Genomic DNA, 14,427 nt, shown 5'->3' on the forward strand with positions numbered 1-14,427 from the left:
TCGTTGGTTTTAAAGGGCGCTTCGGCGCCCTTTTTTTGCGCGGTGGAACAGTTTCGGCCTGCAAATCGTTGATTAAATAAGAGTTTTTAAATGCAGAGGAGAACCATGAATATGCACGCGCAGAAAACGGCCGTTCTTTATCGCATGGTGACCCCCGATCACATTTGCCCGTTTGGTGTTAAATCAAAGCATTTGTTGGAGAAACACGGGTATGAGGTGGAGGATCATCACTTAAAAGATCGCGAACAAACCGATGCCTTTCAAAAGGAACATCAGGTCAAAACCACACCGCAAACCTTTATTGATGGCAACCGTGTGGGCGGCTTGGACGAACTGCACGACTATTTGGAAGAGCCGTCCATGAAGCAGGAAGGCACCACCTATCAGCCTGTGATCGCCATTTTTGCCACCAGCTTTTTGATGGCCCTCGCCATTGCCTATACGGCCAACAGCTTTTCAGTGGCGCGGGTGATTGAGCTGTTTGTGGCCACCAGCATGGCGGTGTTGGCGGTCATGAAACTGCGCGACCTGTTCAGCTTTACCAACCAGTTCGTCACCTACGACTTGCTGGCGCGCCGTTATGTGCCTTACGGCTATTTTTATCCGTTTGCTGAGGCAATGGCTGGTATTTTAATGGTGGCGGGCGCTCTGATTTGGGTCGCGGCTCCCCTTGCCTTTTTCATTGGTACGGTTGGCGCCATTTCGGTTTTCAAGGCGGTTTACATCGACAAGCGCGAACTTAAATGTGCCTGTGTCGGCGGCGACAGCAATGTGCCGCTGGGCGCGATTTCGCTCACCGAGAATTTGATGATGGTGGGTATGGCCATTTGGATGGTGTTCAGCCGCTTGCTCTAGCGGTTGCTCACTTCAGGCGGGCGCCAATTTCAGTTCAGCAGTGCGCTGAAGGGATGACGGCCCGCGCGTTTGCGTCGCCGCACACACCCTTTGCGTGATGAAATAAAAGCGGCTGATCGCTTGTTTTTTCGTTCAGACTCGCCTATGTCCCCAAGCATTGGGGAGTAGCCTCCTTTACCGGGATTCAGTCAACACACTTGCGCTCATCGCATGGCTGGATCGACGCTTCGGCGTTTGGCGAGACCAATATTGTCCATGTGCGTCCGCCATGGGCGAATATTGTGTAGATCGCGAAAGGCCACTCCCATGCTCTCCAACAGTTTGATTGCTTTCAGCATGTCAGCTGACGCATTTGCCGCGTCTTTAAGCAAAGGGGCCGCTATTGGGCGTCCGCGTCTGGTTGAAGCGTTGCGCATCGGCCTTATTTTCGGGGTGGTGGAAATGATCACCCCCATTATCGGTTGGTCCTTGGGCAATTTGGCCCACGCGATGATTACCTCAATTGATCATTGGGTCGCGTTCGGGCTGCTGGGCTTGATTGGTGCCAAGATGATTTATGAGGCCCTGCACGAAAAGCCGGCACCACAGCCAGATTATCACCGCGTAGGTGTGCTGCTGCTCACCGCAATCGGCACCAGCATTGACGCGATGGCCGTGGGGGCGACCTTGGCCTTTTTGGAGGTCAATATTGTGTATATGGCCCTGCTCATTGGCGGCGCGACCTTCGTGATGGCCACCATTGGCACAATGACCGGGCAGATTGTTGGGGCGAAAGCGGGACGGATTGCCGAGATTATTGGTGGCCTGATCCTGATTCTGATCGGCACCCATATTCTTATCGACCATTTGGGCGTTATTTAAGCTGCAAGCGCATAAAGACACTTTCGGGATCTTCGCGATAATCGCCGAATGGGCCGCAATAGGCAAAGCCGAACTTTTCATACATGGCTCGTGCGGCGGCAGAAGCATCCCGGCTGCCGGTTTCCAAATAGATCTCACTGATCTGGAGCTCATTCGCCAACTTCAAAATATGATTGATGAGTTTGGTACCAATGCCATGGCCGCGTCCGCTGGCAAGCACGTGCATTGATTTCACCTCAGCGGCATCAGCGCCGAACGGCTTGAACCCGGCCATGCCCACACATTGGTCGTCCAACCACGCGGTGAATAACTGCATCTCGTCAGCAGCTAATTCTTCGATGCTCAGCTCATGATTGCTTTCCGCCGGGTAATGGGCTGCGCCATAAGCGTGATGTGCTTCGACCAAGTGGCGAAGCTGCGGATCGTTAAAATCTGCAGGGCGAATTTCAATTTGGGCAGTTTTGGACATGATGGCGAATCCGCAGGAGAGAACTTTTGCGCACAAGACTAGCGCACGAAAAAAAAGACGACCAACAAAATTTTAGGAGAAATTGGTGGAGCCTAGCGGGATCGAACCGCTGACCTCTTCGCTGCCAGCGAAGCGCTCTCCCAGCTGAGCTAAGGCCCCTAAAGGGAGCCGCAAAATGATTTGCGGCTGATTTGTTGGCGCAAATTAGTCAACTCGCGCGCGAGTTGCAAGACCGAAAATTGCGCCAACACGAAAAAATTTATTCTGTTTCTTTTTTGATTGGAACATCGATGCCGATATTGTCGTCATCGTCGTCATCTTCCAAAAAGACATCATTGTCATCGGTGTTGATGTCATCGTCATCATCTTCCAGATCTACGTCCGGCAGATTTTTGATGTCATCATCGTTTTCATCTTCTTCAGCTTCATCCAAAGAAACAACTTCAGCGCCGGCAGCTGTTGCCGCGCTATCTGTTTCCACTTCATCTGCCACTTCTACAGTCTCTTCGATTTCCGGCTCAACAACTTTGGCAGCTGCCGCTTCGGTCACAAATTCAGCCCCACATTTAGGGCATAAAATTGGATCGCGATTAAGATCATAGAATTTGGTGGCGCAGCTTAAGCACTGGCGCTTTGTTCCGCGGTCGGTCTTGGCCACTTCAATCACCTCTTTAAGTTCATCTCAGTATTGGCAGGTTGGGTTAGAAGCTAGAACACAATCTGTCAAATGAAAACGGTACTTTTTTGTTTTCAATGCACCTGTTCACATTGTCAAAATTATGAAAGCCATGCTAGGAGTGCTGTTGCGTACCGTTAACTCCAGATAGAATTTACATATGTCACATTCTCGATCTGCCCCGATCCCATTGGCCTCAATGCGATCTCAAGGGCTCACGGGCGCTATCACCATGCCTGGTGATAAGTCCATTTCTCACCGCGCACTGATGTTTGGTGCCATGGCACAAGGCGAAACCATCATTTCCGGCCTTTTGGAAGGCGAAGATGTGTTGGCCACTGGCCGCGCCATGGCTCAATTGGGCGCAAAAATTGAAAAACGCGGCAATTATTGGCACGTTGAAGGCGTGGGCGTGGGTAATTTTAAACAACCCAGCGAACCGCTCGACTTCGGCAATGCCGGCACCGGCGTGCGTTTGGCCATGGGCCTTGTTGGCACCTATCCGTTTGTCTCACGCTATGAAGGCGACGCATCCTTATCCGTGCGCCCCATGAACCGCGTGTTGAACCCCTTGCGCGAAATTGGCGTTGAGGTGGTGGAAGAACAGCCGGGCGGCAAATTGCCGATTGCCCTTAAAGGCCCCGCCAACCCTGCCCCCATCCATTATAAGACGCCCATGGCGTCGGCACAGGTCAAATCAGCCATCATGCTGGCTGGCCTGATCATCCCGGGCACCACCACCGTGATCGAAGAGGTGCACACCCGCGATCACACAGAAAAGATGTTGCAGGGCTTTGGCGCGAAGGTAGATGTCACCACGGATGCCGATGGGGTACGCACGATCAAAGTTGAAGGCCTGCCCGATTTACGCGGCCAGGAGGTTTTGGTGCCGGGCGATCCAAGCTCTGCCGCTTTCCCCATGGTGGCTGCACTGATTGTGCCGGGTTCGGATCTCACGATCGAAAATGTGCTGATGAATCCTACGCGTACTGGCCTGATCACCAGCTTGATTGAAATGGGCGGCGACATTGAGTTGACCAACCAGCGTAAATCTGGCGGCGAAGATATTGCCGATATTCGGGTTAAACACTCCCAACTCAAGGGCGTTACGATTCCGGCTGAACGCGCGGCCTCAATGATTGATGAATATCCGGTGCTGGCGGTTGCGGCTTCTTTTGCCCGCGGCGCCACGCATATGCCCGGCATTGATGAATTGCGCGTGAAAGAAAGCGACCGTTTGGCTGCGGTGGCCAATGGGCTGAAAGCGAATGGCGTAGACTGCATTGAAGGCGAGGACTTTTTGACCGTCGAAGGCATGGGCGATCAGGTGCCGGGCGGCGGCATGGTTGAAACCCATCTCGACCATCGGATTGCCATGTGCTTTTTGGTGATGGGCCTTGCGGCGCAAAATGCCGTCAAGATTGACGACAGCGCCATGATTGCCACAAGCTTTCCAAGTTTTGTGCCGGATATGACACGACTGGGCGCGCAATTTAGCAAGCCCAATCACTAGGGAAACCAAGATATGATCATCGCGATTGATGGCCCAGCGGCCTCGGGCAAAGGCACCATCTCCAAACGTTTGGCAAAGCATTTTGACTTGCCGCACATGGATACGGGGCTTTTGTATCGCGCCGTTGGATTTGCCATGCGCGATGATCTTGACCACCCAAATTGGGAAGAAAAAGCGGTAACGACTGCGCAGACATTAGAGCTGAGCCACTATCACGAGGATGATTTGACCACGGCGGAAGCCGGGATAGCCGCCTCCAAGGTGGCGCGCGTGCCAGAAGTGCGTGCGGCCTTGCAAACGGCTCAAAAGCACTTCGCCCATCAAATAGGCGGTGCCATTTTAGACGGCCGCGACATAGGCACCCGCATTTGCCCTGATGCAGACGTCAAACTCTATATCACCGCAGACGCCCATGCCCGCGCCCAGCGGCGCACAAAGCAACTTAACGATCGCGGTGTGGACGTGACTTTTGATGAAATATTGGCCCAAATTGAAAAGCGCGACGCGGATGACCGTGATAATCCGGCTGGCGCATTTTATGTTGCGCCCGATGCCCACTTGCTTGATACGACAAAATTGTCTATAGAGACCGCATTCCAAGCGGCTTTAGAGCTTGTGAACAGTGTTTTGGCGCAAAAGAAAAACACCCCATAAGCGGTGTTTTAAATCCAACTTTTGATCCACACACTTTTTCGCAGCTCGGCAATTGGGCTTTTGGCCATTTGCACCGCTTAGACACATCGCATGAAAGACAAGAACAAGACCCTTGTGCCGGGAGTGCAAGCTCCGGGTCTTATTTTTGGTTTTGATGCGCGTTTTAACAAAAGAACGGCACGTTGATCGGAGAATACATGACAGATACCGCTGTCACACAGGAAGATTTCGAAGCACTTTTGTTCGAAAGCTTTGAAGTTAACGAACCTGCTGAAGGTAACGTTATTAAAGGCAAGATTGTTGCCATTGAAAAAGACCTCGCTGTTATCGACGTAGGTCTTAAAACCGAAGGCCGCGTGCCTTTGAAAGAATTTGGCGCTGCTGGCCGCGATGGCTCATTGCAGGTCGGTTCTGAAGTTGAAGTTTATGTTGATCGCGTTGAAAACGCGATGGGTGAAGCTGTTCTTAGCCGTGAAAAAGCACGTCGCGAAGAAAGCTGGGTTCGTCTTGAAGGACTCTTCAACAAGAATGAACGCGTTGAAGGCATCATCTTTAATCAGGTTAAAGGTGGTTTCACCGTTGATCTTGATGGCGCGACGGCATTTTTGCCACGCAGCCAAGTTGATATCCGCCCCATCCGTGACATTGCTCCATTGATGAATGTGGCGCAGCCGTTCCAGATCCTGAAAATGGACAAGCGTCGCGGCAACATCGTTGTGTCTCGTCGTGCGGTTCTTGAAGAAAGCCGCGCAGAGCAGCGTTCTGAAATTGTTGGCAAGTTGGAAGAAGGCCAAGTGGTCGAGGGTGTTGTTAAAAACATCACTGACTATGGTGCATTCGTTGACTTGGGCGGCATTGATGGCCTGTTGCACGTCACCGACATCGCATGGCGTCGCGTGAACCACCCATCAGAAGTGCTGTCTATTGGCGAAACCATCAAAGTTCAGATCATTCGCGTGAACTTGGAATCGCACCGCATTTCATTGGGCATGAAGCAGCTTGAAGCTGATCCTTGGGAAACAATCGATCAGAAATACCCATTGAACAGCCGTTTCACAGGCCGCATCACCAACATCACCGATTACGGTGCGTTTGTTGAGCTTGAGCCAGGTATTGAAGGCTTGATCCACGTTTCAGAAATGAGCTGGACCAAGAAGAACGTACATCCAGGTAAAATCGTTTCTACCTCTCAAGAAGTAGAAGTGAAAATCTTGGAAGTCGATCCTGAGAAGCGTCGTATTTCACTTGGCCTTAAGCAGTGCCTCGACAATCCTTGGGAAGCCTTTGCGGCTAAATTCCCAGCGGGGACTGAAGTTGAAGGCGAAGTTAAGAACAAAACTGAATTTGGTTTGTTCATTGGCCTGGAAGACGATGTGGACGGCATGGTTCACTTGTCTGACCTCGACTGGAACCGTCAGGGTGAAGAAGCTTTGGAAGATTATAATCGCGGCGACGTTGTTAAAGCGGTTGTATTGGATGTTGATGTGGACAAAGAGCGCGTTTCTTTGGGCATCAAGCAGCTTTCAAACGATCCATTCACCGAAGCAACAGATGGCATGCGCAAGGGTTCAATCGTAACCTGCACCGTGAGCCAAGTGAATGATGGTGGCATCGAAGTTCAACTTGCTGATGGCGACATGACAGCCTTCATCAAGCGTTCTGACTTGAGCCGTGATCGTTCAGAGCAACGCCCAGAGCGTTTCGCTGTTGGCGACAAGATCGATGCACGTATCGTTCAGTTCGATCGCAAGACACGTCGTATGACTCTTTCCATCAAGGCGTTGGAAATCGCTGAAGAAAAAGAAGCTGTGGCCCAGTATGGTTCAACAGATTCTGGCGCTTCATTGGGCGATATTCTTGGCGCAGCCTTGAAGCAGAACTCAGACGACTAAGTCTTTTAAGACTTTATGATTTGGGCCCGCCCGGCAAAATTGCCGGGCGGGCTTTTTTTGTGCCTACGCCCAACAGGCTGTTGCCCGATTGCGTCTTGCCAATGCGCCCCGGTTTGCCTTAGGACATGGGAAACAGTTTTTTGAGGATACGCGCGGTGACCACACCTTCCGAGTTCGAACAAATTGATCAAATGATGAGCAAACGGGCGCTAAAAAAGTCCCGTCGGAAATGGCGTTTCATAGCATTTGCGGCACTCGCGATTGCAGTGGTCGCGCTAGTGGGGCGCAGCTTGGGTGGATTTTCCAACCCCGTCGGCAATGAAGGCCCGCACATCGCCCGCGTGGTGATTGACGGGGTGATCACCTCAGATCCCCAGCGGCGGCAAATTTTGAATGATCTGGCGTCGGACGAGAATGTCACGGGCGTGATTGTGCAAATCAATAGCCCCGGCGGCACGACCGCGGGGGGCGAAGAGCTTTATGAAGGGTTGCGGGCCATTGGCGAAAACAAGCCTGTGACCGCCGTGATCAACGAGTTGGGCGCGTCAGCCGCTTATATGACGGCCATTGGGGCGGACAAAATTTATGCCCGCCGCTTGTCCATTGTCGGCTCGATCGGCGTGTTGATCCAGCATATGGACGCCTCAAAGCTGCTGGATACCATCGGCATCGACTATGACAAGGTCGCCACCGGACCGCTGAAGGCTGAACCCGACATCGATGAACCTATGTCACCCTTGGTGCGGCGCTCTTATCAAAAGCTTGTGGATGATTCTTTTGCATGGTTTGTGGATATCGTGGCCGAACGCCGCAACCTGCCACGTGATGAGGTGTTGCTGTTGGCAGATGGCCAGATCATGACCGGCCGTATGGCGCTCGAAAACAAGCTTATTGACGAAATCGGCGATGAAATAACCGCCAAAGCTTGGGTGGAGAATGAGGCTGAAACGGCTGATCAGAAGGTGCACACCTATTATCCATTGCCCCAAGAGCCTTGGGAAAATATCGGCTATTGGATGAGCACGCAGCTCGGTTCACTATTCATTAACCGTTTGAATAATACGCAAACGCTTGACGGTTTGGTTTCCGTTTGGCAACCTATAGAGTAGCTTTTGGCCCTGAAATTGCCAAAAATATGATTTTAATTCAGGGCATTAGCGCACTCGGGGAGGCCCAAATTGATTAAATCAGAACTCATTCAAAAACTTGCAGATGAAAATCCGCACCTGTTCCAACGGGACATTGAGAATATTGTAAATACGATAATAGACGAGATTGGCGATGCCCTCGCCAATGGCGGGCGTGCTGAGTTGCGCGGATTCGGCGCTTTTTCTGTGAAGAATCGCCCTGCGCGGGTTGGTCGCAACCCACGGACCGGGGAAAAGGTTGAAGTTGAGGAGAAATATGTGCCTCAATTCAAAGCGGGCAAAGAAATCCGCGAACGGTTGAACAAATAGAATTTAGACGTGCTTTTATGGGGTGCGTTTAACTGAACGAAAGGCGCCGCACCATTATGCTGAAGCGTGTTGTGACGTGGTTTTTTCTTATTCCACTCGCTCTGTTGTTTGCCTTTTTTGCATTGGCAAACCGTCAAGAAATCCTGCTGGGCGTTGATCCCCTTTCACCAGATTCACCCTTTGTCGGCCCCTTTCCAGTGCCGCTTTTTATCGTGATTTATGGCGCGTTGATGCTGGGCATTGTTTTGGGCGGCGTGGGCGCCTATGTGGGGCAGCATAAAAAGCGCGCCGAAGTGCGGGCATTGCGCAAGCAAAATACTGAGCTCAAGCAGCAGTTGGATGCGCGTGCGCCGACAACCGATAAAGATGATGGCTTGGCCTTGTTGGATGATCGGGTATAAGGTGCGGCAACGCTTTTTGAATACGAGTTTAGCTTCATGCCTTTGCTGATCAAAATTTGTGGCTTGAAAACACCTGAGCTGGTCGATGTGGCCATTGAGGCTGGTGCCGATGTGATCGGCTTTGTGCATTTCGCACGTAGCCCGCGCCATCTGGACTTTTCCGATATCGGCAAGCTGATCCGCCATGTGGACGGACGGGTGAAAACGGCAATATTGACCGTCAACCCTGACGAAGACCTGCTCGAACATGCGGTCTCCCTCTCGCCGGATTATATTCAACTACATGGTCAGGAAACCGTTGAACGCGTTGAACATATTCAGCAAATGGGTGTGGACGTGATCAAGGCGTTTTCCATTGGCGCTGAAGAAGATTTGGCCCCTGTGCCCGCCTTTGCGGGAAAGGCCGACCTCATCATCCTTGATGCCAAGCCCCCAAAAGATGCGGCTCATCCGGGTGGCAATGGCGAGGTTTTTGACTGGTCAATTTTGAAAGCGCTTGACCCGAGCATAAAGTTCATGCTTTCCGGTGGTTTAACGATTGAAAATGTTCAGCAGGCCGTCAACCAAGTGCGCCCCTTTGGCCTAGATGTTTCATCAGGTGTGGAAGTGCGCAAGGGCGAAAAAGACGCCGACATGATCAAAGAATTTATGCGCCGTGCGCGGGATTAACACCGCAGCACGACAAGGGAGATTGAATAAATGACTTCAACTGCAAATAGTTTGCGCCAAGGGCCGGATGAAATGGGTCGTTTTGGCATGTTTGGCGGCCGATTTGTCGCCGAAACATTGATGCCGCTGATCCTTGAGCTGGATGAAGCCTACAAAGCCGCCAAAGCCGATCCGAGTTTTCAGGACGAGTTGGACTATCTCAACAAGCATTATATTGGCCGACCCTCGCCGCTCTATTTTGCCGAGCGTTTGACCGAGCATCTGGGTGGCGCGAAAATCTATTTCAAGCGCGATGAGCTGAACCATACTGGCTCACACAAAATCAACAATTGCATTGGGCAGATCCTTTTGGCCAAACGCATGGGCAAACCGCGCATCATTGCGGAAACCGGCGCCGGTCAGCATGGCGTGGCCACCGCCACCGTATGTGCCCGTTTTGGGTTTCCCTGCGTTGTCTATATGGGCGCAAAAGACGTGGAGCGCCAAGCGCCAAACGTTTTCCGCATGAAGCTTTTGGGCGCGGAGATCATCCCCGTGACCGCCGGGCAAGGCACGCTGAAAGACTCCATGAATGAAGCGTTGCGCGACTGGGTGACCAATGTGGATGACACCTATTATTTGATCGGCACCGCTGCCGGTCCACACCCCTTCCCGCAAATGGTGCGCGATTTTCAGTCTGTGATTGGCCGCGAAACCAAAGAGCAAATGATGGAAGCCGAGGGGCGTCTGCCCGATATGTTGGTGGCTGCGGTTGGTGGCGGGTCCAACGCCATCGGCCTGTTCCACCCCTTCTTGGACGATAAGGACGTGCAAATTGTGGGCGTGGAAGCTGGTGGCAAGGGCCTTGATGGCGACGAGCATTGCGCCTCACTCACCGCGGGCAAACCTGGCGTATTGCACGGCAACCGCACCTATTTGTTGCAAAATTATGATGGTCAAATCGACGAAGGGGCCTCCATTTCCGCTGGATTGGATTATCCCGGGATTGGGCCTGAGCATTCGTTCCTGAAAGAAAGTGGTCGCGTTGAATATGTGCCGATCATGGATGATGAAGCGCTGGAAGCTTTCCAGCTGCTCACCCGCCTCGAAGGCATTATCCCAGCGCTTGAACCCAGCCACGCTTTGGCGGAACTGGTGAAGCGCGCTCCGAAAATGGACAAAGACCAAATCATCGTGATGAATTTGTGTGGCCGTGGGGACAAAGACGTGTTCACCGCTGCCAAGCATCTTGGCGTTGATCTAGAGCAATAATCACTAAGGACCTGACGATATGACCCAGCGTATGGATGACGCCTTTGCCGCAACGCGCGCGGAAAACCGCCCGGCCCTTGTGACCTTTGTGATGGCAGGTGACCCGAATTTTGATACGGCGAAAGAGATTGTATTGGGCCTGCCCGATGCAGGGGCCGACGTGATTGAACTGGGCATGCCCTTTTCTGACCCCATGGCCGATGGCCCCGCCATTCAAGCCGCGGGCCAACGCGCCCTTAAGTCCGGACAAGACATGAAAAAGACATTGGAACTGGTTCGCCAGTTCCGCGCCCAAAACAGCGGCACGCCGATTGTGTTGATGGGCTATTACAACCCCATCTATATTTATGGTGTTGACCAGTTCTTGGCCGATGCACTTGAAGCAGGCGTTGATGGTTTGATCGTTGTGGACCTACCGCCGGAAGAAGACGAAGAATTGTGCCTGCCCGCGCTGAATAAAGGCTTGAACTTTATTCGCCTGGCGACACCAACGACAGACGACAAACGGCTGCCGCAGGTTTTGGCCAACACATCTGGCTTTGTTTATTATGTCTCAATGACCGGGATCACCGGCTCAGCCCTATCCAACCCCACCAATATCAGCGCAGCGGTCGAGCGGTTGAACAAACATACGGATTTGCCGATTTGCGTGGGCTTTGGCATTAAAACAGCGGACGACGCCAAGCGCATTGGCGCGAATGCGGATGGCGTTGTTGTCGGGTCAGTTTTGGTCTCTGCCGTGGAGGATGGCGTGGCCGCCAATGAACAGCCGAGCCAGATTGCTGCGCGTGTACACAAGATTGTACGCGATTTGGCCGAAGGGGCACGCAGTTCACGTTAGGCAAAAACTCGCAATTTTGCCGTAAAACGATTATAATAGGTTTAGACTGGCGCGGCTAAAGCATGACTCGCCAATCATTGAATGATCGCTTATAAGGCGGCAGAAATTTTTATGCAGGAAGGCTAAGAGGTCTCATGAACTGGATTAATTCCGTCGTTCGCCCAAAAATTCAGTCATTTTTGAACAAGCGTGAAACCCCAGACAATTTGTGGGTGAAGTGCCCGCAAAGTGGCGAGATGGTTTTTTATCGCGACCTTGAAGCCAATCAGTGGGTGGTGCCAAATTCTGGTTACCACATGAAAATCAAAGCACGGGACCGCCTGAAAGCGTTTTTGGATGACGGTAAGTTCACCGAAATTGAAACGCCCGAAGTGCCGGTTGATCCGCTGAAATTCCGTGACAGCAAAAAATATACTGATCGCTTGCGCGAAAGCCGCGCCAAGACCGACATGAAAGATGCAGTTTTGGTGGCCGCGGGCAGATTGCTTGGCCGTGATGTGACCGTTGGGGTGCAGGATTTTGATTTTATGGGTGGCTCGCTCGGCATGGCCGCAGGCGCCGCTATTGTAAAAGCTGTCGACACCGCCATTAAAAACAAAACCGCCTTTGTTTTGTTCACCGCTTCAGGCGGTGCGCGGATGCAGGAAGGCATGTTGTCTTTGATGCAAATGCCGCGCACGACAGTTGCGCTGCAAAAGCTGAAAGAAGCTGGTTTGCCTTACATTGTGGTGCTGACCAACCCAACCACAGGCGGCGTTACCGCCTCTTACGCCATGTTGGGTGACGTGCAAATTGCTGAACCGGATGCCTTGATTGGCTTTGCGGGCCAGCGGGTGATTGAGCAAACCATTCGTGAGAAATTGCCCAAGGGCTTCCAGCGCTCAGAATATCTTTATGACCATGGCATGATCGACATGGTGGTGCACCGCCACGATTTGCGCTCAACCATTGGTCGTTTGATCGGTATCTTCACCAAATCCGAGCTCAATGAGATTGAAACCACAAGCGCTAAGCGCAAAAGCGTGCGCGATGCGGTTGCGGAAAGTGAAGGCGAGCAGGCCAAAAACAATGAAGGCCCAGCGGAAGGCGATTTGCGCCTTGAACAACCGCCAGTGGCCCACGCTGAATAGTCGCGGTACGTGACCGAAACCGAACAGATTATTAAGCGCCTGATGGCGCTACATCCCAAAAAGATGGATCTGTCCTTAGGACGGATTGAACGCTTGTTGGATCAGGCAGGCAATCCGCATGATCGCCTGCCCCCGGTGATCCATGTGGCGGGCACCAATGGCAAAGGCTCCACCATTGCTTTTATGCGTGCCATTTTGGAAGCCATGGGCAAGCGAGTGCATGTCTATATTTCGCCGCACCTTTCCCGGTTTCATGAACGGTTTCGCCTGGCTGGCGAGCTGGTGAGCTCAGAGCGGCTCAATGAGACCATGGAGCGGCTTGAGCGCATCAATGCGGGTCAACCCATCACCTTTTTTGAGCTGACCACTGTGGTGGCCTTTGACCTATTCACACAGGTGGAAGCTGATGTGGTGCTGCTGGAAACCGGCCTTGGTGGCCGGCTGGACAGCACCAATGTGGTCAAACAGCCTTTCGGCACAGTGATCACGCCGATTTCCATCGACCATGTTCAGTTTTTGGGCGACACAATTGAAAAGATTGCCTTTGAAAAAGCGGGCATCATGAAGGCTGGGGCAAAGGCGGTTTTCGCGCGGCAGATGCACGACGCCATGGGCGTTTTGGAACGGCGCGCGATGGAACTGGGCATTACGCCTTTTGTGGGCGGACAAGACTTTGACGGCTACGCGGAAAATGGCCGCTTCGTCTATCAAGACACAGAAGGGCTTGAGGATTTACCAACGCCCAATTTGCGCGGCCACTATCAATTGAGCAACGCTGCAACCGCGATCGCGGCTTTGCGTCATTTCGGTTTGAACCCCACATCTGAGGCGATGGAAACGGGTTTGCGCACGGTGACATGGCCCGCTCGGTTCTCGCCGCTAAAGGGCGAACTCAATCAATATCTGCCCCCGGAAAGTGAGTTGTGGCTTGACGGCGGGCATAATGTGGATGGTGCCAAAGTGTTGGCGCAAGGGTTGGCCGATTTGAACGAGAAAAGTTCGCGGCCGCTGACCTTGGTTCTGGGTATGTTGGCCAACAAGGACATTCGCGGCTATCTTGCCGCGTTTGATGGGTTGGCCCATCGCATCATCACTGTGCCTGTGCCTGATGATGATTTGGCCACCAATGCCGGATCGACACCAGAGGGGTTGGCGCAAACAGCCGGAGAGCTTGGTTTTGCCGCCACGCCCGCACACAGCATTGTTGAGGCACTGCAAGCTGTCAGTCGCGACGGCCCTCAACGGGTGGTGATTTGCGGCTCGCTTTATCTGGCAGGTGACGTGTTGCTGCAAAACAAAACGCCGCCCCAATAATTGGCGCGGCGTTTCAATTCATTGCTATCGCTAGATAAGCGTTAAGCTGCGTGGCCTTCGAGCCATTTCACCAAGCCTGCTTTTGGCTCGCCTGCACCGATTTTCATATCGGCAGCCGCGCCATCTTTAAACAGGATCATGGTTGGAATGGAGCGAACGCCATATTGTGCCGCAACGTTTGGATATTCATCCACGTTCAGCTTCACAATTTTCACTTTGCCGTCCATCTCAGATGAAATTTCGTCCAATACAGGCGCAATCGCCTTACATGGGCCGCACCATTCTGCCCAAAAGTCAACCAATACAGGCACTTGAGCGTTTAGCACTTCGTCAGAGAATTGTTCTTCAGATACTTGGGTGGTCATAGCCAAATCCCCTTTCATATTTCGTTGCACCGAATGTAAGAAGAGTCGGATAAAGATTCAAGCAGATCACGCCGGGGTG

Annotated in this window: 16 protein-coding genes, 1 tRNA gene and 1 riboswitch; of the genes, 13 read left to right on the top strand and 4 right to left on the bottom strand. The window is 52.5% G+C overall.

Features of this window, described 5'->3' with window-relative positions; all coding sequences use genetic code 11:
* Nucleotides 1–90: 90 nt before the first annotated feature.
* Complete coding sequence (locus G549_RS0114130; RefSeq protein WP_425528544.1) at nucleotides 91–855, top strand: MauE/DoxX family redox-associated membrane protein; 765 nt, start codon at nucleotides 91–93, stop codon at nucleotides 853–855.
* 147 nt (nucleotides 856–1,002) lie between these two features.
* Nucleotides 1,003–1,091: riboswitch (yybP-ykoY riboswitch) on the top strand.
* 100 nt (nucleotides 1,092–1,191) lie between these two features.
* Nucleotides 1,192–1,716 (top strand): manganese efflux pump MntP, encoded by a 525-nt coding sequence (locus tag G549_RS0114135; protein WP_245985771.1) that lies wholly within the window; start codon nucleotides 1,192–1,194, stop codon nucleotides 1,714–1,716.
* On the opposite strand, the gene G549_RS0114140 is transcribed toward G549_RS0114135, so the two are convergent.
* From G549_RS0114140 to G549_RS0114155, 3 genes are all read right to left on the bottom strand, one after another.
* A complete protein-coding gene (locus tag G549_RS0114140) occupies nucleotides 1,709–2,185 on the bottom strand; it encodes a GNAT family N-acetyltransferase (protein WP_051213873.1) in 477 nt (158 codons plus the stop codon). The two genes, G549_RS0114135 and G549_RS0114140, sit on opposite strands and share 8 nt — an antisense overlap.
* A gap of 83 nt (nucleotides 2,186–2,268) precedes the next feature.
* A tRNA-Ala gene (locus G549_RS0114145) sits at nucleotides 2,269–2,344 on the bottom strand.
* A gap of 100 nt (nucleotides 2,345–2,444) precedes the next feature.
* Nucleotides 2,445–2,852 (bottom strand): TIGR02300 family protein, encoded by a 408-nt coding sequence (locus tag G549_RS0114155; RefSeq protein ID WP_051213875.1) that lies wholly within the window; start codon nucleotides 2,850–2,852, stop codon nucleotides 2,445–2,447.
* Nucleotides 2,853–3,021: 169 nt separating this feature from the next.
* Between G549_RS0114155 and aroA the strand changes: the two genes are divergently transcribed.
* The 11 genes from aroA (at nucleotide 3,022) to G549_RS0114210 (ending at nucleotide 13,983) form a co-directional block, all read left to right on the top strand.
* Nucleotides 3,022–4,374 carry a 3-phosphoshikimate 1-carboxyvinyltransferase gene (gene aroA, locus G549_RS0114160; RefSeq protein ID WP_027835568.1) on the top strand — a complete coding sequence of 451 codons (1,353 nt, stop codon included), beginning with the start codon at nucleotides 3,022–3,024 and terminating at the stop codon, nucleotides 4,372–4,374.
* A 12-nt stretch (nucleotides 4,375–4,386) separates the two neighbouring features.
* Nucleotides 4,387–5,028, top strand: a complete 642-nt coding sequence (gene cmk, locus G549_RS0114165; protein ID WP_027835569.1) for a (d)CMP kinase — start codon at nucleotides 4,387–4,389, stop codon at nucleotides 5,026–5,028.
* Between the two features lie 197 nt (nucleotides 5,029–5,225).
* Nucleotides 5,226–6,920 carry a 30S ribosomal protein S1 gene (rpsA, locus tag G549_RS0114170; RefSeq protein WP_027835570.1) on the top strand — a complete coding sequence of 565 codons (1,695 nt, stop codon included), beginning with the start codon at nucleotides 5,226–5,228 and terminating at the stop codon, nucleotides 6,918–6,920.
* 155 nt (nucleotides 6,921–7,075) lie between these two features.
* On the top strand, nucleotides 7,076–8,029 hold the full coding sequence (gene sppA, locus G549_RS0114175; protein WP_027835571.1) for a signal peptide peptidase SppA: 954 nt from the start codon (nucleotides 7,076–7,078) through the stop codon (nucleotides 8,027–8,029).
* A gap of 69 nt (nucleotides 8,030–8,098) precedes the next feature.
* Nucleotides 8,099–8,377: an integration host factor subunit beta gene (locus tag G549_RS0114180; protein WP_027835572.1), complete on the top strand. Its 279-nt coding sequence runs from the start codon at nucleotides 8,099–8,101 to the stop codon at nucleotides 8,375–8,377.
* 56 nt (nucleotides 8,378–8,433) lie between these two features.
* Entirely contained in the window at nucleotides 8,434–8,778 is a 345-nt protein-coding gene (locus G549_RS20465; RefSeq protein WP_051213877.1) for a LapA family protein, read from the top strand.
* Nucleotides 8,779–8,814: 36 nt separating this feature from the next.
* Nucleotides 8,815–9,447, top strand: a complete 633-nt coding sequence (locus G549_RS0114190) for a phosphoribosylanthranilate isomerase (protein ID WP_027835573.1) — start codon at nucleotides 8,815–8,817, stop codon at nucleotides 9,445–9,447.
* A 30-nt stretch (nucleotides 9,448–9,477) separates the two neighbouring features.
* Nucleotides 9,478–10,698 carry a tryptophan synthase subunit beta gene (trpB, locus tag G549_RS0114195; RefSeq protein WP_027835574.1) on the top strand — a complete coding sequence of 407 codons (1,221 nt, stop codon included), beginning with the start codon at nucleotides 9,478–9,480 and terminating at the stop codon, nucleotides 10,696–10,698.
* Nucleotides 10,699–10,717: 19 nt separating this feature from the next.
* Entirely contained in the window at nucleotides 10,718–11,539 is an 822-nt protein-coding gene (gene trpA / locus G549_RS0114200; protein ID WP_027835575.1) for a tryptophan synthase subunit alpha, read from the top strand.
* A gap of 134 nt (nucleotides 11,540–11,673) precedes the next feature.
* Nucleotides 11,674–12,669, top strand: coding sequence for an acetyl-CoA carboxylase, carboxyltransferase subunit beta (gene accD, locus G549_RS0114205; RefSeq protein ID WP_027835576.1), 996 nt, complete (start codon nucleotides 11,674–11,676; stop codon nucleotides 12,667–12,669).
* A 9-nt stretch (nucleotides 12,670–12,678) separates the two neighbouring features.
* Entirely contained in the window at nucleotides 12,679–13,983 is a 1,305-nt protein-coding gene (locus G549_RS0114210) for a bifunctional folylpolyglutamate synthase/dihydrofolate synthase (RefSeq protein WP_027835577.1), read from the top strand.
* A gap of 41 nt (nucleotides 13,984–14,024) precedes the next feature.
* On the opposite strand, the gene trxA is transcribed toward G549_RS0114210, so the two are convergent.
* Nucleotides 14,025–14,348 carry a thioredoxin gene (gene trxA / locus G549_RS0114215; RefSeq protein WP_027835578.1) on the bottom strand — a complete coding sequence of 108 codons (324 nt, stop codon included), beginning with the start codon at nucleotides 14,346–14,348 and terminating at the stop codon, nucleotides 14,025–14,027.
* Nucleotides 14,349–14,427 lie beyond the last annotated feature (79 nt).

The organism is Maritalea myrionectae DSM 19524, assembly GCF_000423365.1.
GTDB lineage: Bacteria > Pseudomonadota > Alphaproteobacteria > Rhizobiales > Devosiaceae > Maritalea > Maritalea myrionectae.